This window comes from Pseudomonas sp. LBUM1653, assembly GCF_059716115.1.
Genome location: NZ_CP166803.1, coordinates 2,689,498 through 2,710,409, shown reverse-complemented (window position 1 = coordinate 2,710,409; position 20,912 = coordinate 2,689,498). Strand labels below are relative to the sequence as shown.

The 20,912-nt window shown below is 62.0% G+C and carries 15 protein-coding genes and 1 tRNA gene; 9 read left to right on the top strand and 7 right to left on the bottom strand.

Going from position 1 to position 20,912, the window contains the following annotated elements; all coding sequences use genetic code 11:
- Window positions 1-9 precede the first annotated feature (9 nt).
- From ACA054_RS12365 to ACA054_RS12340, 6 genes are all read right to left on the bottom strand, one after another.
- Window positions 10-219 (bottom strand): hypothetical protein, encoded by a 210-nt coding sequence (locus ACA054_RS12365; protein ID WP_497689626.1) that lies wholly within the window; start codon window positions 217-219, stop codon window positions 10-12.
- A gap of 408 nt (window positions 220-627) precedes the next feature.
- A complete protein-coding gene (locus ACA054_RS12360; protein WP_497685641.1) occupies window positions 628-1,653 on the bottom strand; it encodes an IS110 family RNA-guided transposase in 1,026 nt (341 codons plus the stop codon).
- 921 nt (window positions 1,654-2,574) lie between these two features.
- The gene (locus ACA054_RS12355; protein ID WP_497689625.1) at window positions 2,575-4,251 is read right to left on the bottom strand and encodes an MFS transporter; all 1,677 of its coding nucleotides are present in this window, start codon (window positions 4,249-4,251) and stop codon (window positions 2,575-2,577) included.
- 329 nt (window positions 4,252-4,580) lie between these two features.
- Window positions 4,581-4,655, bottom strand: a tRNA-Gln gene (locus ACA054_RS12350).
- 121 nt (window positions 4,656-4,776) lie between these two features.
- Window positions 4,777-5,775 carry a bile acid:sodium symporter family protein gene (locus ACA054_RS12345; protein ID WP_497689624.1) on the bottom strand — a complete coding sequence of 333 codons (999 nt, stop codon included), beginning with the start codon at window positions 5,773-5,775 and terminating at the stop codon, window positions 4,777-4,779.
- A 231-nt stretch (window positions 5,776-6,006) separates the two neighbouring features.
- Window positions 6,007-6,399, bottom strand: a complete 393-nt coding sequence (locus ACA054_RS12340; RefSeq protein WP_497689623.1) for a GFA family protein — start codon at window positions 6,397-6,399, stop codon at window positions 6,007-6,009.
- Between the two features lie 217 nt (window positions 6,400-6,616).
- On the opposite strand from ACA054_RS12340, the gene ACA054_RS12335 reads away from it, so the two are divergent.
- The 5 genes from ACA054_RS12335 to ACA054_RS12315 all read left to right on the top strand — a co-directional run bounded on the left by ACA054_RS12335 (window position 6,617) and on the right by ACA054_RS12315 (window position 14,834).
- Window positions 6,617-7,990: a glutamine synthetase family protein gene (locus ACA054_RS12335; RefSeq protein ID WP_497689622.1), complete on the top strand. Its 1,374-nt coding sequence runs from the start codon at window positions 6,617-6,619 to the stop codon at window positions 7,988-7,990.
- 7 nt (window positions 7,991-7,997) lie between these two features.
- The gene (locus tag ACA054_RS12330; protein WP_497689621.1) at window positions 7,998-9,389 is read left to right on the top strand and encodes an aldehyde dehydrogenase family protein; all 1,392 of its coding nucleotides are present in this window, start codon (window positions 7,998-8,000) and stop codon (window positions 9,387-9,389) included.
- A 3-nt stretch (window positions 9,390-9,392) separates the two neighbouring features.
- Window positions 9,393-10,556, top strand: a complete 1,164-nt coding sequence (locus ACA054_RS12325) for an iron-containing alcohol dehydrogenase (protein ID WP_497689620.1) — start codon at window positions 9,393-9,395, stop codon at window positions 10,554-10,556.
- Between the two features lie 268 nt (window positions 10,557-10,824).
- Window positions 10,825-12,381: an amino acid permease gene (locus tag ACA054_RS12320; RefSeq protein ID WP_497690287.1), complete on the top strand. Its 1,557-nt coding sequence runs from the start codon at window positions 10,825-10,827 to the stop codon at window positions 12,379-12,381.
- 326 nt (window positions 12,382-12,707) lie between these two features.
- Window positions 12,708-14,834, top strand: a complete 2,127-nt coding sequence (locus tag ACA054_RS12315; RefSeq protein ID WP_497689619.1) for a TonB-dependent receptor family protein — start codon at window positions 12,708-12,710, stop codon at window positions 14,832-14,834.
- Window positions 14,835-15,633: 799 nt separating this feature from the next.
- On the opposite strand, the gene ACA054_RS12310 is transcribed toward ACA054_RS12315, so the two are convergent.
- Window positions 15,634-16,419: a FadR/GntR family transcriptional regulator gene (locus ACA054_RS12310; RefSeq protein WP_497689618.1), complete on the bottom strand. Its 786-nt coding sequence runs from the start codon at window positions 16,417-16,419 to the stop codon at window positions 15,634-15,636.
- A 163-nt stretch (window positions 16,420-16,582) separates the two neighbouring features.
- Here ACA054_RS12310 and ACA054_RS12305 point away from each other — a divergent pair, with 163 nt between their 5' ends.
- Genes ACA054_RS12305 through otnC form a run of 4 tightly spaced genes read left to right on the top strand, consistent with a single transcriptional unit; the run spans window position 16,583 to window position 20,831 of the window.
- Window positions 16,583-17,893 carry an MFS transporter gene (locus ACA054_RS12305; RefSeq protein ID WP_497689617.1) on the top strand — a complete coding sequence of 437 codons (1,311 nt, stop codon included), beginning with the start codon at window positions 16,583-16,585 and terminating at the stop codon, window positions 17,891-17,893.
- Window positions 17,894-17,908: 15 nt separating this feature from the next.
- Window positions 17,909-18,883, top strand: coding sequence for a D-erythronate dehydrogenase (denD, locus tag ACA054_RS12300; RefSeq protein WP_497689616.1), 975 nt, complete (start codon window positions 17,909-17,911; stop codon window positions 18,881-18,883).
- Between the two features lie 20 nt (window positions 18,884-18,903).
- Window positions 18,904-20,196 (top strand): 3-oxo-tetronate kinase, encoded by a 1,293-nt coding sequence (otnK, locus tag ACA054_RS12295; protein WP_497689615.1) that lies wholly within the window; start codon window positions 18,904-18,906, stop codon window positions 20,194-20,196.
- On the top strand, window positions 20,193-20,831 hold the full coding sequence (gene otnC, locus ACA054_RS12290; protein ID WP_497689614.1) for a 3-oxo-tetronate 4-phosphate decarboxylase: 639 nt from the start codon (window positions 20,193-20,195) through the stop codon (window positions 20,829-20,831). Before otnK ends, otnC begins: the two co-directional genes overlap by 4 nt.
- Window positions 20,832-20,912: the final 81 nt, after the last annotated feature.

The window sequence follows — 20,912 nt, the reverse complement described above, 5'->3', positions numbered from 1 at the left end:
CGCCTCTTTCTATCGTCTGTCGTCGGACAAAGGTGACTGCTCATCTGCCTCGGGAAGCTTCCTGTCGGGCTCATTCCAATCCTGCGCGCTCTCGTCATCTTCGAGGTCGGGCTGGGTCAGGGGATCGTATTTGCCCGGATCGTCCGGCGCGGGTTTGACAGAGCCTTGCGACTTGTCCGGGTCTTGACTGTTGTCCTGGAAAATCGAATCGCTGGACATATCTCACCTCACAAACCAGGTCCGGGTTTTCCGGATTCGTACAGGTTTGAAGGTGCCCGGGGGATAGCGTGCGTTCGAATAGACGAGTGGCATGCGCAGGTGTTTGGATTGGGTGTATATCCGTTGCTGCGGTAACGGCGACTTATGGTTCCGCTCTTACATCTATGGTTACCCCCTTTTCTGCAATACTGTTTTTGATGCGTGTTTGGCTTGCTTTCATCTATTCGGCGTCTGAGTGGGGGTGTCGCCCCGCGCCTCGATGAGAATCGATGCCCAACGATCCTTATTAGCGAGACGGCCTTTCAGCCGTGTAAGAGCCCAGGGTTGTCGTCAGGCCGGTTGGCCGTTCACGTCATCAGTTATCCAGCATCGCAAAACCAGGTGGGTGGTGCTCGGGTGACAGCAGGGTCAGGCGTTCATCGCGCTTGGCCCTGCATCGAATTCAGTATGGTGTGCCGCAATCGCCCAGGCGATCCTCGCCAGCTTGTTGGCCAGCGCGCAAACCACGTGGTTGGAATGATGGCGGGCCAGTAGCTGCCGGACCCAGTCCGCCAGCCAGCCTTTCTGGTGGTCCAGATGCATCAGGTACACCCGGGCGCACTGGACCAGCAAGCGTCGCTGGTTGCGATCTCCGCGCTTGCTGATGCCCAACAACACGCTCTTGCCACCCGTGGAATGCTGCTTGGGCACCAGGCCGATTGAGGCCGAGTAGCCTCGGCCGCATTTGAACTGTTTGCCATCGCCCAACTCGGCGGCCAGGACGGTGGAGGTGATCGGGCCGACGCACGGCATGGTCATCAAGCGAGATGCCAGATCATCTTCAGCGGCCTGGCATTGCAACTCCTTGTCCAGCGACTTGATCTCCTCTTCCAGATTCTTGAAATGTCGATACAGCCTCGTCAGATTTTTTTTGAAGGGCTCAGACATTGAACTCGCCTCAAGCAGCGCCGGCAGAGTGTTGATCGATTTGAAGCCGGGGGCCAGGCTGACGCCAACCTCCAGAAGGGCTGCATGAATCCGATTGGCGGTTGCGGTGCGATCCTTGATGAACGCATCGCGTATCGAGTTGGACATGGCCAGCACCTGCTGGGTCTGGGTTTTGGGCGGCACAAAGCGCATCGTCGGGCGAGTCGCTGCCTCGCAGATCGCTTCGGCATCGGCGAAGTCGTTTTTGTTGCTTTTCACGTAGGGACGTACAAGATGAGGGGCAATGAGCTTGGGTAAATGTCCAAGCTTTGCGACCTCCTGTGCCATGAAATGGGCTCCGCCACAGGCTTCCATCACCACGGTGCAAGGCTCGACATTTGCCAGATGCTGGATGAGCGCGGTACGCGTAAATTTTTTGCGGTAGAGCTCATGCCCGCGATCATCTTGAGCATGCAAATGAAAGGTGTGTTTTCCCAGGTCGATGGCGGCAATAGCTACTTTGTTCATGGCAATGGTCTCCGGTGAGCCCCCGGTGAAAGCTTAGTGGGCGATCACCGGGGGCGGCGGGGGTAGCCATTTCATTAGCGGGTCACTTTGAAGAGCCTGTAGGAGCGAGCATGCTCGCGATGGAGGTCAACGATGACGCGGGGAGCCTGACACCCCGCGGTGCTCTCAGGTTTTTCGCGAGCATGCTCGCTCCTACAGAGCCCGCCGCGATGGGCCATCCTTGGCCCAGCGCGGCTAAACCGGCATCCATGCCGGTTTACCCACTGCGCAGAACCTCCACTCGGCCTCTCGATGTGGCAAGAAAATCAAAAGCAACAGCCAAAGCGAGGCGGCCTGACAGCCGACCTGATTGCAGGCTTGTCCGCGATCCAACTGTGGGAGCGAGCCTGCTCGCGATGAACGTTTAGACAACGCGATCATCCAGACAGGGCGCGTTATCGTTGACGTCCATCGCGAGCAGGCTCGCTCCCACAGGGGATTGGGGGTATCTACAAAAGTCAGGTCGGCTGTCAGGCCGCCTCGCTTTGGCTTTGGATTTGGGCGCCCCGTTAAACCACGATGGCCGAACGCAGACATTGCGCAGTGGGTAAACCGGCAGGACGCCGGTTTAGCCGCGCTGGGCCAAGGATGGCCCATCGCGGCGACCCACGGAGCAATGCCGGAGTGAGGGCATGCCGAGCCTAAGCGAGGCACCGAGTGGTGGGGCAAAGCCTTTTGCTTACTTTTCGCTGGGCCGGCATTCCGGCGTTTGGAAAAGTGAGTCGCCGTAAGGGCGAAACCATAAGTTGCCGTTACCGCAGCAATGGATATCCCCCCAATCCAGATCGGATATAAAACCCCAAGCTTAAGTGAACAATATTGGGGCAGGAAGGTTCATCGGGCATCGCCCTTTCCCCTGCAGGAAAGGGCGAGTGGAGCGATTCAGGTGTGATGAATCTCCCGGTCCTTGGTTTCGGGCAGGAAGAAGGTACCCAGGATGGCCGTCATCACCGCGATCACGATCGGATACCACAACCCATAGTAGATATCGCCAGTGGCCGCGACCATGGCAAAGGCCACCGTCGGCAGGAACCCGCCGAACCAGCCGTTGCCGATGTGGTAAGGCAGCGACATCGAGGTGTAGCGAATGCGCGCCGGGAAGAGTTCCACCAGCCAGGCGGCGATCGGGCCGTAGACCATGGTCACGTAGATCACCAGGATGGTCAGCAGCAGTAGCACCATCGGGTAGTTGGTCTTGGCCGGGTCGGCCTTCTCGGGGTAGCCGGCGTCCTTGAGGGCGGTGCCGAGGGTCGCGACGAAGGCGTCGTTGCGGGTCTTGAAGTCGGCGGCCGGCATGCCGGTGCCTTCGAAGCTCGGGATCACTTTGTCGCCGATACGAACCTGAGCGACGGTGCCCGGTTCTGCCTTCTCATTCTTGTAGGGGATGGCCCTTTTCGCCAACACGGTCTTGGCCAGGTCGCAGGAGCTGGTGAATCTGGCCTTGCCCACCGGGTCGAACTGGAACGAACACTGGTCGGGATCGGCGACCACCGTAACCGGGTTCTTCTCCTGCGCGATGAACACGTCGGGATTACCGTATTGGGTCAACGCATGGAAGATCGGGAAGTAGGTCAGCGCCGCGAGGATACAGCCGGCCATGATGATGCCCTTGCGGCCGATACGGTCGGACAGGCTACCGAATATGACGAAGAACGGCGTGCCGATCAGCAGCGAACCGGCAATCAGCAGGTTGGCCGTCTGCGCGTCGATCTTGAGCGTCTGCAGCAGGAAGAACAACGCGTAGAACTGCCCGGTGTACCAGACAACGGCCTGGCCGGCGGTACCGCCGAGCAGCGCCATGATCACGATCTTGAGGTTGTCCCAGCGGGCGAAGGATTCGGTCAGCGGTGCCTTGGAGGACTTGCCTTCGGCCTTCATCTTCAAGAACACTGGCGACTCGCTGAGCTGCAGGCGGATGTAGACAGAGATGATCAACAGCAGGATCGACAGCAGAAAGGGAATCCGCCAGCCCCAGGCTTCGAACGCTTCAGTGCCGAGGATGGTGCGGCAGGCGAGGATCACCAGCAGCGAAAGGAACAGGCCGAGGGTGGCGGTGGTCTGGATCCACGAGGTGAAGTAGCCGCGCCTGCCTTTCGGTGCATGTTCGGCCACGTACGTCGCCGCACCGCCATACTCGCCACCCAGGGCCAGGCCTTGCAACAGGCGCAGGGATATCAGGATGATCGGCGCTGCCACACCAATGGTCGCGTAACCGGGCAGGAAACCCACGATGGCCGTAGAGATACCCATGATCACAATGGTGATCAGGAAGGTGTGCTTGCGTCCGATCATGTCACCCAGTCGACCGAACACGATGGCGCCGAAGGGGCGAACGGCGAAGCCGGCGGCGAACGCGAGCAATGCAAAGATGAAGGACGTTGTCTCATTGACGCCGGCGAAGAAGTGCTTGGCGATAATCGCGGCGAGGGAGCCGTAAAGGTAGAAGTCGTACCATTCGAACACGGTGCCCAGGGACGAGGCGAAAATGACCTTGCGCTCCTCCTTGGTGACCCCGTGATTGGGCGCGCTGCCCGTGGTGGTGTTGTCGATTGCGGCCATGAGTCTTCTCCGTCTTTCTCTTGTTATAGGCCGGAGTACCCCACTTTCCTCTTGCCGCACCCAGGCCCTGGGGCTGATGTCATCGGATTACGGATTGCGCAAAGCATGCACACAGGCTGACGGCCTCGCATCGCTGCAAGGTTTCCTCAAGCATAATCGGCTTCTTGCAGATATCCACTCGCCATCACGCGCACACGGGTCGCGCGAACGAGCTGTCGCGAGCCTGCGAAGGAGACACGGTGCCGTGGGAAGATGTTTTGTTGCGGGGGGATATTCAGAATGCAATCAGCAGCACTCGCGCAATGCGCGAGTGCTGCTGATCAGAAATATGGCAGGGGCGGCTGGATTCGAACCAACGCATGGCAGGATCAAAACCTGCTGCCTTACCGCTTGGCGACGCCCCTGTAGCTGCTGCCTGGAGCGCCAGGGAAGGCCCTCTGCAGGAATGGCCGGCAATTTATCAACTTTCGCGCCGCCTGGGAACCCCCACGCATCATTATTTTATTTTAAAACAGCGACTTACCATCAAGGGTCGACCTGCCCCATCAGTTCGGGCACCGATTCCGGGCGATTGGCGAACCGCTGGGCGAGCACTGCGCAGACCATCAGCTGAATCTGGTGGAACAGCATCAGCGGCAGAATCAACACGCCGATGGTGCTGCCGGCGAACAGCACCTGGGCCATCGGCACGCCCGTGGCCAGGCTTTTCTTCGAGCCACAGAAGAGGATCGTGATGCGGTCTTGCTGGTTGAAACCCAAGGCCTTGCCCAGCACGGTGGACGCCAGCAACACCAGCCCCAGCACCACGCAGCAGGCGACCACCAGCCCGGCCAGGTCGCGCAACGGAATCTGCTGCCAGATGCCTTCGATCACCGCCTCGCTGAAAGCTCCGTACACCACCAGCAGGATCGAGCCCTGATCGACGAATTTCAGCCAGCTCTTGTTGCGCGCCACCCAGGCGCCGATCCAGCGGCGAGCGATCTGCCCGGCAATGAATGGCAGCAACAGCTGCACGCTGATCTTCACGATCGCGTCGAGGGTCGAGCCGCCATCGCCATGCACGTCCAGCAGCAAGGTCACCAGCAACGGCGTGAGAAAGATCCCGAACAGGCTGGACGCTGCCGCGCTGCAAATCGCCGCCGGAATGTTTCCTCGCGCCAACGAGGTAAAGGCAATCGCCGACTGCACCGTGGCCGGCAGCGCGCAGAGGTAGAGCATGCCCATGTACAGGTCAGCGCCGATCATCGGTGACAGCAAAGGCTTGAGCGCCAGGCCGAGCAGCGGGAACAGGACGAAGGTCAGGCCGAACACCAGCAAGTGCAGGCGCCAGTGAACGGCACCGGCAATGATCGACTCGCGGGACAGTTTTGCGCCGTGCAGGAAAAACAGCAGCGCAATGGCGCTGTTGGTCAACCAGCCGAAGCCCACGGCCACCTGGCCACTGGCGGGCAGCAGGCTGGCGAGAAGGACCACGCCGATCAGGGTCAGGGTGAAGTTGTCGGGCAAGAAACGGGGGCGAGTCATCAGGGTCATCCAGGCTGCTGGGAACGTTGCGACCACTCTAGCGCGCTCGCTGATTGCCGACTAACGCTAAAAAGCCAGGAGATATCGCCTAACGGACAGGACGACGACCACCTGATCCATTGTAGGAGCGAGCATGCTCGCGATGGTCGTTAACGATAACGCTGTAAGCCTGACACCCCGTGGCGTGCTCAGGTTTTTCGCGAGCAGGCTCGCTCCTACAAGGAGCGCGAACTATCCCTCAAATCTACCGCTGCCTTCACGATCACGCTCATATCGCCGTGTAAGCGGGAACGCCGGCAACCAGGACTCGCGCCGCACAGTCCAGCTTTCGTAGGTTGGCATCAACTGGTCAGGGGCATCGAGTGAGCCCAGGTTCACTTCGATCTCGTCGTCGCTGCGGGCAAACACTGACGAGCCACAGCGAGGACAGAAATAGCGCCCGGCGTAATCCCGCGTTTCGCCCTCGATCGTCACCGCGTCCTCAGGGAATATCGCCGAGGCGTGAAAGAGTGCCCCGTGGTGCTTGCGGCAGTCCAGGCAGTGACAGAGACCGACCCGGTAAGGCAGCCCCGACGCCACAATCCGGACATTGCCGCACAGGCAACCGCCAGTAAATCGGTGCATGCCTCACCTCCTCTTCAAGAATTTGAAAGTAGCCGTTCAACGACTGTAGAGGCTCACACACCCATCACAGCAAAAACTTGCGAAAAGCGACAGTAGGCTAAGCTTACGTTCAGCTTATTGCCCACGATGCTCGCGGCGGCAGTGTTTGGTTTTATCTGGAGAGCGTCTGCAACAGCTATCTCAGACAGACCCAAACAATTTGCGCAGGATTGCCGTGATGACCGAGCCGTTACTCAGTTTTGACCAACTCAAGCGTGCTGCCGCCTCAGGCGAGATCGATACCGTACTGGTGTGCATGGTCGACATGCAGGGACGCTTGGTTGGCAAGCGATTCCAGGTCGAGTTTTTCATCGACAGCGGCCATGAAGAAACCCACTGCTGCAATTACCTGCTGGCCGACGACATCGACATGGAGCCGGTGCCGGGCTATGCCGCCGCCAGTTGGAGCAAAGGCTACGGCGACTTCGTGCTCAAGCCCGACATGCGCACCTTGCGCAAGGTGCCCTGGCTTGAATGCACGGCGCTGGTGCTGTGCGATGTACTGGACCATCACCATCGAGAGGATCTGCCCCACAGCCCGCGGGCGATCCTGAAAAAACAGGTCGAGCGCCTGCGTGAACGCGGCTACACCGGCATGTTCGCCTCGGAACTGGAGTTCTACCTGTTCGACGAGAGCTACGAGGCCATCCACAGGCGCAACTACCACAAGCCGAAAACCGCCGGGCACTATATCGAGGATTACAACATCCTGCAGACCACCCGCGAAGAGCCGGTGCTGCGGGCGATTCGCAAGCATCTGCAGGCCAGCGGCATTCCAGTGGAAAACTCCAAGGGTGAATGGGGCCCGGGCCAGGAAGAAATCAATATCCGCTACGCCGACGCCATGACCATGGCCGATCATCACGTCATCATCAAGCACGCGTGCAAGGAGATCGCCCAACTCCAGGGCAAGGCGATCACCTTCATGGCCAAGTGGCGCTATGACGCCGCCGGTTCCAGCAGCCACATCCACAATTCGCTGTGGGACAAGAACGCCAAGAAGCCGTTGTTCTTCGATGCCAAGGCCGAGTTCGGCATGTCCAAACTGATGCGCGCCTGGGTGGCCGGACAGCTCAAGTACGCCAACGACATTACTTGTTTTCTCGCCCCCTACATCAACTCCTACAAACGCTTCCAGTCTGGCACCTTCGCCCCGACCCGTTCGGTGTGGAGCCGGGACAATCGCACCGCAGGCTTTCGCTTGTGCGCCGAGGGCAGCAAATCGATCCGTATCGAATGCCGCATCGGCGGTGCCGATCTCAACCCTTACCTGGCTTTCGCCGCCCTGATCGCTGCGGGGCTGGCGGGCGTCGATGAAAAGCTCGAGCTCGCCGCGCCCTTCGAGGGCGATGCCTACGTAGACGAGCATTTGCCTGAGGTCTCCAAGACCTTGCGTGAAGCCACTGCCGCATTGCAGAAATCGAGCATGTTGCGCGAGGCATTCGGCGATGAAGTGATCGACCACTACGTGCACACCGCCGAATGGGAACAGAAAGAGTACGACCGGCGAATCACCGACTGGGAACTGCAGCGCGGCTTCGAGCGCTACTGAGAGCACCATGACAAACACTGTTCAACTCATCTCGCCGGTCGATGGCCGTCTCTACGCCGAACGTCAGTACGCCGATATCGTGCAGATAGAGCACGCACTGGCGGCGGCCACCGCCGCCCAGGCGCAATGGAAGCGCCGACCACTGAGCGAACGCGCGGCTTTTTGCAGCGCCGCGGTGGACGCGCTGCTGGCCATGAAGGATGAAATCGTCCCGGAACTGGCCTGGCAAATGGGCCGCCCGGTGCGCTATGGCGCCGGCGAGTTGCGCGGCTTCGAAGAGCGTGCCCGGCATATGATCGCCATTGCGCCGCAAGCCCTGGCGGCGCTCGAATCCGATCCGGTCGCGGGTTTTCGCCGGCATGTCAAACGTGAGCCAATGGGTACCGTGCTGGTTGTCGCGCCGTGGAATTACCCCTACCTGACAGCGGTCAACACGATTATTCCGGCGCTGATGGCCGGCAACAGCGTGATCCTCAAACACGCTTCGCAAACGCTGCTGGTGGGCGAGCGTTTTGCCGAGGCCATGCGCCGCGCCAATCTGCCTGAAGGGCTGTTCCAGAACCTGCTGCTCAGTCACATCCATACCGGAGTGGTCATCGGCTCCGGACAGGTGCAGCAGGTGAACTTCACCGGCTCGGTGGCGGCCGGCCTGGAAATGCAACGCTCTGCAGTCGACGGTTTCCTGCGCGTCGGCCTGGAGCTCGGCGGCAAAGACCCGGCCTACGTCCGGGCAGACGCCAACCTTGAACATGCGGTGGAGAACCTGGTGGACGGCAGTTTCTTCAATTCCGGGCAGAGTTGCTGCGCCGTGGAACGTATCTACGTCGATCAAAAAATCTACCCGGCGTTTGTCGAACGCTTCGCCGAATTGACTCGTCAGTACGTGCTGGGTAACCCCCTGGACGAAGCCACCACCCTCGGGCCACTGGTGAATCCGGGCGCGGCGGATTTCGTCCGCGGGCAGATTGCCGATGCGCAGGCCTTGGGCGCGAAAACGCTGATCGACCCACGGGCATTTGCCGCCGACGTGCCGGGCAGCGCCTACCTCGCCCCGCAAGTGTTGGTCAACGTCAACCATCAAATGTCGGTCATGCGCGATGAAAGCTTCGGTCCGGTGGTCGGCATCATGCCGGTGGCCAGCGACGACGAAGCCGTGGCCTTGATGAACGACAGCGAGTTCGGCCTCAGTGCGTCCATCTGGACCCGGGACCTGGCCGCCGCCGAACGCCTGGGCGACGAGATCGACACCGGCACCCTGTTCATGAATCGCTGCGATTACCTGGACCCGGCACTGGCCTGGACCGGGGTGAAGAACAGTGGGCGCGGCGTCACGTTGTCGGCCCTGGGTTATGAACAGCTGACCCGCGCCAAATCCTTCCATCTGCGCCACGAGATCTGAGCCATGAGCCTGACTGGAAACTGGAACTACCCCACGAGCATCCGCTTCGGTGTCGGTCGCATCGCGGAACTGGCTGAGACCTGTCGCAGCCAGGGTATCCAGCGCCCTCTGCTGGTTACCGACAGCGGCCTGGGGCGAGCGTCGATCACCACCGCTGCGCTGGACGCTTTACGCGATGCAGGGCTGGGTGCCGCGCTGTTCTGCGACCTCAAGCCCAACCCGGTCGAAGCCAACCTGGCAGGCGGGCTCGACGCCTGGCGTGCGGGAAACCACGATGGCGTGGTGGCCTTCGGCGGTGGCAGCGGCCTGGACATGGGCAAGCTCATCGCCTTCATGAGTGGCCAGACCCGCCCGGTCTGGGATTTCGAAGACATCGGCGACTACTGGACCCGCGCCGATGAAAGCCGCATCGCCCCGGTCATCGCGGTGCCGACCACCGCGGGCACGGGCTCCGAAGTGGGCCGCGCGGCGGTGATCATCGACGATCGCACCCACACCAAGCGCATCATCTTCCACCCGAAAATGATGCCGCGCGTGGTCATCAGCGACCCGGCCCTGACCGTCGGTATGCCGGCCAAAGTCACCGCCGGCACGGGCATGGACGCCTTGGCGCACTGCCTGGAGTCGTACTGCGCCCCCGGCTTCCACCCCATGGCCGATGGCATCGCAGTCGAAGGCATGCGCCTGGTGAGCAATGCCCTGGTGCGTGCCGTACGCACCCCTTCGGACCTCGATGCACGAGGACAAATGCTGGCGGCCGCGGCGATGGGCGCCACCGCCTTCCAGAAAGGCCTGGGCGGGATGCACGCCCTCGCGCATCCGATCGGCGCGCTGTACGACACCCACCACGGCATGACCAACGCAACCCTGATGCCCTACGTGCTGAAGTTCAATCGCCCGGCCATTGAGGAACGCATCACGCGCCTGGCCGCGTACCTGCACCTGCCCTCCCCGGGTTTCGACAGTTTCCTGGCCTTCGTCCTCAAATTGCGCAAGGACATCGCCGTGCCGCATACGCTGTTCGAGCTGGGGGTGGATGACAAACAAGCCGACCTGATCGCCGACATGGCGATTGTCGACCCGTCGGCCGGTGGCAACCCGGTGCCCTTGACCCGGGCCAGCGTGGCAGAAATTTTCCAGGCGGCCTGGCACGGCCGCCTTCTGTAGGAGCGAGCATGCTCGCGATGGACGCCAACGATAACGCGGGAAACCTGACACCCCGCGTCATCTGTGGGAGCGAGCCTGCTCGCGATGGACGCCAACGATAACGCTGGGAACCTGACACCCCGCGTTATCGTTAACGTCCATCGCGAGCAGGCTCGCTCCTACAGAAAAGCAGGCAAGTGGGAAACAGGAGCAGTACGACAAGGGGTTGAAAGCCAACCCATCCGGAGACCCGGATGGCTGCGTATCAAAACCTGAAGGGGCACAAATGATGAACCCAGCAAGCCAGCCCGGCGCCGACGCGCCGCACGACGATGACGTCAAGGTGCTGCACAGCATGGGCTATGCCCAGCAGCTTTCGCGACGAATGGGGGTTTTCTCCAACTTCGCGATTTCCTTTTCGATCATCTGCATCCTCTCCGGAGGTATCAACTCACTCGCCCAAGGCACCTCGGGCGCCGGCGGTGCGGCGATCGGCATCGGCTGGCCGATCGGTTGCCTGATTTCCGGGGTATTCGCACTGGCCATGGCGCAGATTTCCTCGGCCTACCCCACCGCTGGCGGCCTGTATCACTGGGGCTCGATTCTCGGCAATCGTTTCACCGGATGGCTCACGGCCTGGTTCAACCTGCTGGGGCTGGTCACGGTGCTCGGTGCGATCAACGTCGGCACCTACTACTTTTTCTTCGGCGCTTTCGGCCCGGCACTGGGCATGGAGGACACCACCACGACCCGGGTGATTTTCCTGGCCATCCTCACTGGGCTCCAGGCCTTGTGCAATCACCTGGGCATCGGCCTGACCGCCAGGCTCACCGATTTCTCCGGCTATCTGATCTTCGCCACCGCGCTGGCGCTGACCATTGTCTGCCTGATCTCGGCCCCCAGTTTCGAGTTCTCTCGGCTGGTGACCTTCGGCAACTATTCCGGCGAGGCTGGCGGCAGCGTCTGGCCACAGGTGTCCAACGGCTGGATCTTCATGCTCGGCCTACTGTTGCCGATCTACACCATCACCGGCTACGACGCCTCCGCGCACACCTCCGAGGAAACGCGCAATGCCGCCGTGTCGGTGCCACGGGGCATGGTCATGTCGGTGGTCTGGTCGCTGCTGTTCGGCTGGGTGATGCTCAGTGCATTCGTGCTGATGCTACCGAGTATGGACGAAGCGGCCAAGCAAGGCTGGAGCGTGTTCTTCTGGGCCATGAATACCCAGGTGAACCCGCTGCTCAAGGACGGGTTGTACGTGGCGATTTTCATCTCGCAGGTGCTCTGTGGCCTGGCTACCGTGACCTCGGTTTCACGCATGATCTTCGCGTTTTCCCGCGACGGCGGCCTGCCTTGCTCGAAAGCGCTGGCCTCGGTTTCGCCGACCTTTCGCAGTCCGGTGGCAGCCATCTGGACCGGTGCCACACTCGCGGTGCTGTTCGTCTGGGGATCGTCGGTGATATCGATTGGCGAGACACCGGTCTACACCATCGTGGTCTCCTGCACGGTGATCTTCCTGTTCTTCTCCTTCGTCATTCCCATCGTGCTGGGCCTGTTTGCCTACGGGACCTCGAAGTGGCCGACCATGGGGCCGTGGAACATGGGGCGCTTCTGGTACACCGTGTTCGCCCTGCTCTCGGTCCTGTCGATGGTGATCATTTTCGTCATCGGCATCCAGCCACCGAACGACTGGGCGCTGTACATCACCATCGGCTTCCTGGTGTTGACGGCCATCGTCTGGTTCGGTTTTGAAGCGCGACGCTTCCAGGGACCGCCGATGGGCGACATGATCGTCAAGCGCCAGGCTGAAATCGCGGCGGCTGAGGCGGCGTTGGACAAGCGCTGAAGTCCAGCCGGATGCGCGCCAGAACCCTGTAGGAGCTGGCTTGCCAGCGAAGAACGATAACGCGGTGCAACAGATGCACCGCGTTATCGTTCTTCGCGGGCAAGCCTCGCTCCTACAGTGAACCTTGAGCCTGATCGCCAGTAGGCGCCCCTTCCGCACTCTCCCCGTTCTTTGCGCGACGACATCGGCGGTCGCAATTTCACCGCAGGCTGGCCCCTGCCGATGAGCCTATTCCTGGCAAAATAGCCAAATCGCCATGTGCTCACTTCGTTCTTTCATACGTCGCAGACTTCACTGCCCGCTTCCCTTTGTCTGGAGTTTTCTCAATGCCCTCGCCCCAATCCCTGTCCGCCGCGTTGCTCGGCCTGGCCCTTGTCTGTCCGGCGATGGCCAACGCCCAGGGCCTGGAGCTGGGACAAGTGCTGATCGGGGCCGAGGACCAGAGTGACGAGGACCAGGCGATCGAGGACGCCAAGGCGCGGCTCGACCAGGTACCTGGCGGCACCAACGTGGTCGACATGCGCCGCCCACTGCAGGGCCGGGTGGCGAGCAATCAGGATGTGCTGGCTTATCAGCCAGGCATCTATGCCCAGTCGGCGGGCAACGAAGGGGTGAAGATCTCGATTCGCGGGTCGGGGATCAACCGTGCGCCGGGCGCCCATGCCTCGGGCCTGTACGCCATGCTCGACGGCCTGCCGCTGACCGGTCCCGGCGGCACGCCCTATGAGCTGCTCGAGCCGCTTTGGCTTGACCATGTGGAGGTGCTGCGCGGCGCCAACGGTTTCGACCGGGGCGCCCTGGCCTTGGGCGGGGCCATCGATTACGTCAGCCATACCGGCTACAACGCACCGCGGTTGCAGGTGCGCTACGCCACGGGCAGCCACGGTTATCAGCAACGCCAGGTCAGCTCCGGGCAGGTGCTGGGCGACTTCGACTACTACCTGGCCCTGACCGACGCGCGCGCGGACGGCTATCAGGATCACACCGCCAGCGAGAGCCAGGGCGTCATCGCCAACTTCGGTTACCGCTTCAACCCGAACCTGGAAACGCGCTTCTACCTGCGCTATCGCCAGACCGACAACGACCTCGCCGGCCGGGTCACCAAGCACTCCATCGAGCATGACCCGCGGGCGGCCAACCCCGCTTACGTGGCGCGCGACGATCGCCGTGAACAACCGGGCAGCACCTTTATCGGCAACAAGACCACCTACTACATCGATGACGATTCGAGCATCGAGGCCGGCCTTGCCTACCATGACTATCCCATGGACTTACGCGAAGGCCCCAACCGCCTCAAGGTGGCGTACACGGATGTCAGTGGCACGTTCGACTACAAGCGTCGCGACACTATCTGGGGCCTGCAGAGCCAGAGCACGCTGGGCCTGCGCGTGACCAAGCACCTGCCCAATGCCGGCGCCAGTGAGCTGGTGCGCATCCCAACTGGCAACACCGCAGGCTATGCGCCGGGCACACATATGCGTAACTTCACCTACCAGGGTTCGGACAGCGTCCTGCACATGGGCAATGACCTGGAGATCGCCGACGACCTGTGGCTGACCACCGGCCTGGCAGCCATCTACACCCGCCGGGAAAGCGCGGTGACTTACCCGCAAGGGGGTGGCAAGACCAGTCAGGGCGACTGGGACTACGCCCCGCGCCTGGGCCTGCGCTACCAACTGACACCCGACCTGCAACTATTCGGCAATCTCAGCCGTTCGGTCGAGGCGCCGCACCCCTGGTCGCTGATCTACAGCTCCAACGTACGATTCCCGGCAGGCAGCGGCCCCGCCACCGGCACCCAGCGCGATCCGGTCGAGCTGCAGAACCAAACCGCCACCACCCTTGAGCTGGGCGGTCGCGGCGACAGCGCGATGGGCCAATGGAGCCTGGCCTGGTACTACGCCCAGGTGCGCCACGAATTGCTCTCGGTGTTGCCGGATGCCAACGCCACCACGCCCTACGAGCTCAACGCCAGCCCTACCGTACACCAGGGCGTAGAAGCCAGCCTGCTGAGCAACCTTTGGTCTGGCGACGATGGCGGTCAACTGAGCCTTCGCCAGAGCTATACCTTCAGCGACTTCCATTACCGCGACGACGAGCGCTTCGGCGACAACCGCCTGCCGGGCCTGCCGATGCACTACTACCAGGGCGAACTGCGCTACGACTGGCCCCAAGGCTTCTTCGCCGCGCTCAACACGCAATGGGTGTCCAAGGTGGCGGTCGATTACGCCAACAGCTACTACGCCGATCCCTACGCGCTGTTCGGCGCGACCCTGGGCTACAACGCGCCCAAGGGTGACTGGCAGACGTGGCTGGACATGCGCAACCTGACCGACAAGCACTACGCCGCCACCGTCACTCCGGGCTATGACGACAAAGGGCTGGATGCGGCGCGGTCGACGCCGGGTGAAGGTCTGGGGGTGTATGTCGGGGTGTCGTGGAGCCTGCTGTGAGGCTCTGGCTTGCAGCCGAGGCTCCACGCCCTGCGCAAAACATCGTAGGAGCCAGGCTGCTGGCGAAGAGGCCCGAAAGGTCAACGCAATATTCGAGGCCGCCTTCGCCGGCAAGCCGGGCTCCTACAGGTCCGCGGCGACCACGCATCCACGCCCTGCGCAAAACGTCGTAGGAGCCAGACTTGCCGGGGAAAAGGCCCGAAAGATCAATGCACTATTCGAGGACGCCTTCGCCGGCAAGCCGGGCTCCCACAGGCTCGAGGCGAACACGCATCCACGCCCTGCGCAAATATCGTAGGAGCCAGGCTTGCCGGCGAAGAGGCCCGAAAAGTCAACGCAATATTCGAGGCCGCCTTCGCCGGCAAGCCGGGCTCCTACAGGTCCGCGGCGACCACACATCCACGCCCTGCGCAAATATCGTAGGAGCCCGGCTTGCCGGCGAAGAGGCCCGAAAGGACAACGCAATATTCCAGGACGCCTTCGCTGGCAAGCCGGGCTCCTACAGGCTGGAGGCGAACATGCATCCACGCCCTGCGCAAATATCGTAGGAGCCAGGCTTGCCGGCGAAGAGACCCGAAAGATCAAAGCACTATTCGAGGACGCCTTCGCCGGCAAGCCGGGCTCCTACAGGTCCGCGGCGACCACGCATCCACGCCCTGCGCAAAACGTCGTAGGAGCCAGGCTTGCCGGCGAAAAGGCCCGAAAGGACAACGCAATATTCCAGGACGCCTTCGCCCGCAAGCCGGGCTCCTACAGGACCGAGGTGATGCCTGATCCGCACAGGCAACCGCGCGCGGAGCTACAAGGTTCTCGCCCCCGGATTCTGCCAGAACGCGGGATCGGCACTCTTGAGCCGCTCGACCGCATTGTTGATGTGGTTGAGCGCGGCATGGCGCGCGCCTTCAGGGTCTCGTGCGGCGATGGCCGCGTACACGGCAGAGTGTTCGACATGCACCGTCTTGGCGAGGTCGCGGCGGCGCTCCTCGTTGGAGCGGGTGATGCGGATCGCCTCCTTGATGTACTGAGCGATAAATTCGTGCAGTGACGGGTACAGCGGATTACCCGTTGCCCTGGAAATGGAGTGATGGAACGCCAGGTCTTCCTCGACGCCATCGCGCCCCGCCTGCTCGGCGGCATCGATGGCCTTGAGCGCCTGGTGGATGGCCTCCAGCTGCGCTGGCGAATGGCGCTGTGCCGCGAGTGCCGCCGCCTCCCCTTCGATACCGCGGCGCAGTTCGGTAACGCGCAATACCGCCTCGATCGACCCGCTGACATCCAGGTCGATGGTGAATGCCTTGATGTGCGCGCCTTCGCTGACGACGGTACCGCTGCCTTGGCGGACCTCGACCAGGCCGGCTGATTTCAGGCGCGAGATCGCCTCGCGGATGACTGTCCTGCTGACTCCGAAACGCTCCGAGAGCACGGGCTCGGTGGGCAGGCGCGCGCCCGGCAGCACTTCGCCATTGGCGATGTAGGCCTTCAGGGCCGCCGTCACCTGATCGGACAGCGTGCCCTTGGCTGCATCCTTCAGAACGGCCAGCGCCTCGGCGGAACAGGGGGATTTATCAGGAGTGGGCATAGGCATCTCTGGGCTCAAATCGGTGAACGGTACTGCATTTTAGTACCCGTCGTCCTCTTTGGTTTATGCTCCTTGAATTCGTATGACGTATTATGATAAAAAACCGATCTTCATGTAAGTCCGATAAAAATAACGTCACCCACTACAAAAATAAGGATGGGGGAAACACATGACTGAATCAGTGATTCAAACCGGTGCCATCGCGCCCGCTGATCGCTTCGAGGACCTGGCGTATCGCAAGGTCGCGTGGCGTATACTGCCGCTGTTATTGCTGTGCTACCTCGTCGCCTATCTGGATCGGGTGAACGTGGGTTTCGCCAAATTGCAGATGTCCGACGATCTGCAATTTTCCGAAGCTGTCTACGGTCTTGGCGCAGGGATTTTCTTCATTGCCTACTTCCTCGTGGAAATTCCCAGCAACCTGATCCTGCATCGCGTCGGCGCGCGGTTGTGGATCGCGCGCATCATGATCACCTGGGGCATCATCTCCTCGGCCATGGCACTGGTCAGTACGCCAATGTCCTTCTACATCATGCGCTTTCTGCTGGGGATCGCCGAGGCCGGGTTCTACCCGGGTGTCATCCTCTATCTGTCCTACTGGTTCCCGACCCATCGCCGCGGCAAGATGTATGCCCTGTTCGCCACGGCAGTGCCGCTGTCCGGACTGATCGGTGCGCCCCTGTCCGGCTGGATCATGAGCGCCTTCAACGGTGACCATGGGTTTGCCGGCTGGCAGTGGCTGTTCTTTCTCGAAGGGCTGCCCTCGATCGCCGTCGGCATCCTGGTGATCTTCTGCCTCAGCGACCGTATCTCCAGTGCCGGCTGGCTCACCCGGGAAGAGAAAAACCTGCTGCAGACGCGCATCGACGCGGAATCCGCCGGCCACCAGAAACACAGCCTGAAAGAGGTGTTCCTGCAGCCGCGCATCTGGCTGCTGACGGCCATCTATTTCTGCATGATCGCCGGCTTCTACACCGTGGGCTTCTGGTTGCCGACGCTGATCCGCCAGGCCGGCGTCAGCGATGTATTGCAGGTCGGCATGCTCACCGCCATCCCTTATGCCGCCGCCGCAATGACCATGATCCTGGTGTCGCGTAGCGCGGACCGGCTGCGCGAACGTCGCTGGCATCTGGCGCTGACCGCGGTGCTGGGCGGTATCGGCCTGTTCATTTCCGCCACCTGGAGCGACAACTTCACGGTGTCGATGATCGGCCTGACCCTTGGCTCCATGGGAGCGATGAGCACCCTGCCGCTGTTCTGGAGCCTGCCAACTGCCTTCCTCGGCGGCACCGCCGCGGCCGCCGGCATTGCCCTGATCAACTCCTGGGGCAACCTGGCGGGCTTCGTCTCGCCGTACCTGATGGGTTTCCTCAAAGACACGACCCACAGCACCACGATCGGCATGTATGTGATGGCAAGCGCGCTGTTCCTCGGCGCCCTGCTGGTCTTCAGAATTCCCGGAAAACTCGTCAACCGTTGACGTTTGGAGTAACTCATGAAAATTCTCGTGACCGGTGCAGCCGGCTTCCTTGGCCGCCGTCTGATCGAAGCCCTGCTGCTGCGTGGCTCGCTCACCGACCGCGCAGGCCAGTCCCGACCCATCGGGCAAATCGTCGCCTTCGACATGGTCGCGCTCGAGGGCATCGATGATCCGCGGTTAACGGTGGTGTGTGGCGATATCGCCAACCCTGAAGTGCTGGGCAGTTTGATCGACGAAACCACTGACAGCATCTTCCATTTGGCGGCGGTGGTTTCCAGCCAGGCGGAGGCCGACTTCGAACTGGGCATGCGCATCAACTTCACGGCAACCCAGAATATGCTCGAACGCATTCGCCTGCTCGGCACCTGCCCGAAATGGGTGATGACCAGCTCCGTTGCGGTGTTCGGCGGGCAACTGCCGGAACGCGTCCGGGATGATCAAGTCTGGGCGCCGCAGAGCTCCTACGGCACGCAGAAAGCCATGAACGATCTGCTGCTGGCGGACTACAGCCGACGCGGCTTCGTCGATGGCCGCAGCCTGCGCATGCCGACCATCGTGGTGCGCCCGGGCAAACCCAACCTGGCCGCTTCGAGCTTTGCCAGCGGCATCATCCGCGAACCGCTCAATGGTCAGCCCAGCGTGTGTCCAGTGGCCCTCGATACGCGGCTGTGGCTGATGTCGCCAAGGCTTGCGATTGAAAACCTGATCCATGGTCATGAGCTATCAGGCGAGCAATTGACCGAGGGTCGGGTGATCAACATGCCGGGCCTGTCGATTACCGTCGAACGGATGATCGATGCCCTGCGGCAGATCGCCGGCGCGCAAGTGGTCGAACGGATTCGCATGGAGCGCAATCCGGCGATCGAGCGCATCGTCGGTTCGTGGCCAGGGGCCTTTTTCGCCACCTATTCCCGGGATCTGGGGTTCACCGCGGATGAGGATTTCAGCGCCGTGATCAAGCAGTTCATGACTGAATATCTGCCCGGATGAACCCGATTGAGGAGCTCAACATGTTGAATGCCCCTGCCCGCCCTCTGCTGGGTTGCATCGCTGACGATTTCACCGGTGCGACAGACCTTGCCAACATGCTGGTGCGCGGCGGTATGCGCACCGTGCAGAGCATCGGCATACCCGGCGCCGAGGTCGCCGAACGACTCGACGCCGACGCGATCGTCATCGCCCTGAAATCCCGGACGGTGCCGGCGGCCGATGCCGTGAAAGCGTCGCTCGAAGCGCTGCACTGGCTGCGTGAGCGTGGTTGCGAACAGATTTTCTTCAAGTACTGCTCGACGTTCGACTCTACCGCTGCCGGCAACATCGGCCCGGTCAGCGAAGCCCTGCTGGACGCGCTGGACAGTGATTTCACCCTCGCGTGCCCCGCCTTCCCGGAAAACGGGCGCACGGTGTTTCGCGGGCATTTGTTAGTCCAGGACGAGTTGCTCAGCGAGTCGGGCATGCAGCATCACCCGCTGACACCGATGACTGACGCGAATCTGGTTCGGGTGCTGCAAGCGCAGAGCCAAGGCAAAGTCGGCCTGCTGCGCCATGACACTGTGTCCAAGGGCGTCGAGAGCATTCGCACCCGCATGACGCAGCTTCGGGCCGAGGGTGTGCGCATGGCGGTCGCCGATGCCGTGTCCGATGCGGACCTGCATCTGTTGGGCGAAGCCTGCGCCGATTTTGCGCTGCTTACCGGTGGTTCGGGGCTGGCGTTGGGCTTGCCGGACAACTTCCGTCGGGCCGGCAAACTGCGTGACCTGGACGCCGCTCAGATACCTGCGGTCGAAGGCGGCGAAGTGGTGCTCGCGGGCAGCGCTTCTCAAGCCACCAACGGGCAAGTGGCGAGCTGGCTGCAGGCAGGTCGTCCGGCCTTTCGGATCGACCCGCTGGCGTTGGCTGCGGGAGAGCCGGTCCTCGAGCAGGCACTGGCCTTCGCCGCTGACACTGCAGAAACGGTATTGATCTACGCCACCAGCTCCCCGGATGAGGTCAAGACCGTACAACGTGAGCTGGGTACCGAGCGCGCGGGGAATATGGTCGAGCAGGCCATGGGCCGGATAGCCAGCGGGCTGCACCAGGCCGGTGTGCGGCGCTTTGTGGTCGCCGGCGGGGAAACCTCCGGGGCCGTGGTTCAAGCCCTGGATATCCAGCTTTTGCAGATCGGTGCGCAAATCGACCCGGGCGTGCCCGCCTGCGTCAGCACGCCCGGGGAACCACTGGCCCTGGCGCTCAAGTCCGGCAACTTCGGTGGCCCTGACTTCTTCGCCAAGGCGCTCAAGCATCTGGCGGGAGTTCAGGCATGAACAACGAAAACGCCCTGCGCGAAGAAATCTGTGACGTCGGCGGCCTGTTGTACAGCCGTGGCTACACGGTAGGCAGTGCCGGCAACATCAGCGCCCGGCTCGACGATGGTTGGTTGATCACGCCCACGGACGCTTGCCTGGGCCGTCTGGATCCGGCCGCCTTGTCCAAGGTCAACCTGGCAGGGGAATGGGTCAGCGGAGACAAACCGTCAAAGACTCTGGCCTTGCATCGTCAGGTCTATGATCGCAACCCGGATGTCGGCGGCGTGGTCCACACCCACTCGACGCATCTGGTGGCGTTGACGTTGGCCGGGGTCTGGCAGGAGGATGACATCTTGCCGCCGCTGACCCCCTATCAGGTGATGAAGGTCGGGCACATCCCGTTGATCGCTTATGAACGTCCCGGCTCGCCGAAGGTGGCCGAGCGGGTTGCGCAACTGGCCAACAGCGTGCGCGGGGTCATGCTCGAGCGGCTGGGTCCGGTGGTATGGGAAAGCTCGGTGTCGAGGGCGAGCTATGCCCTGGAAGAGCTGGAAGAAACGGCGCGCCTCTGGCTGATGAGCAACCCCAAGCCGGCCCCGCTCGACCAGGCCGCGCTGGAAGAACTGCGCGAAGTTTTTGGCGTGCAGTGGTAACCCCCCGGGCCTTACCCTTGTAGGAGCGAGCCTGCTCGCGATGGACGACAACGATAACGCTGGCAGCCTGACACCCCGCAG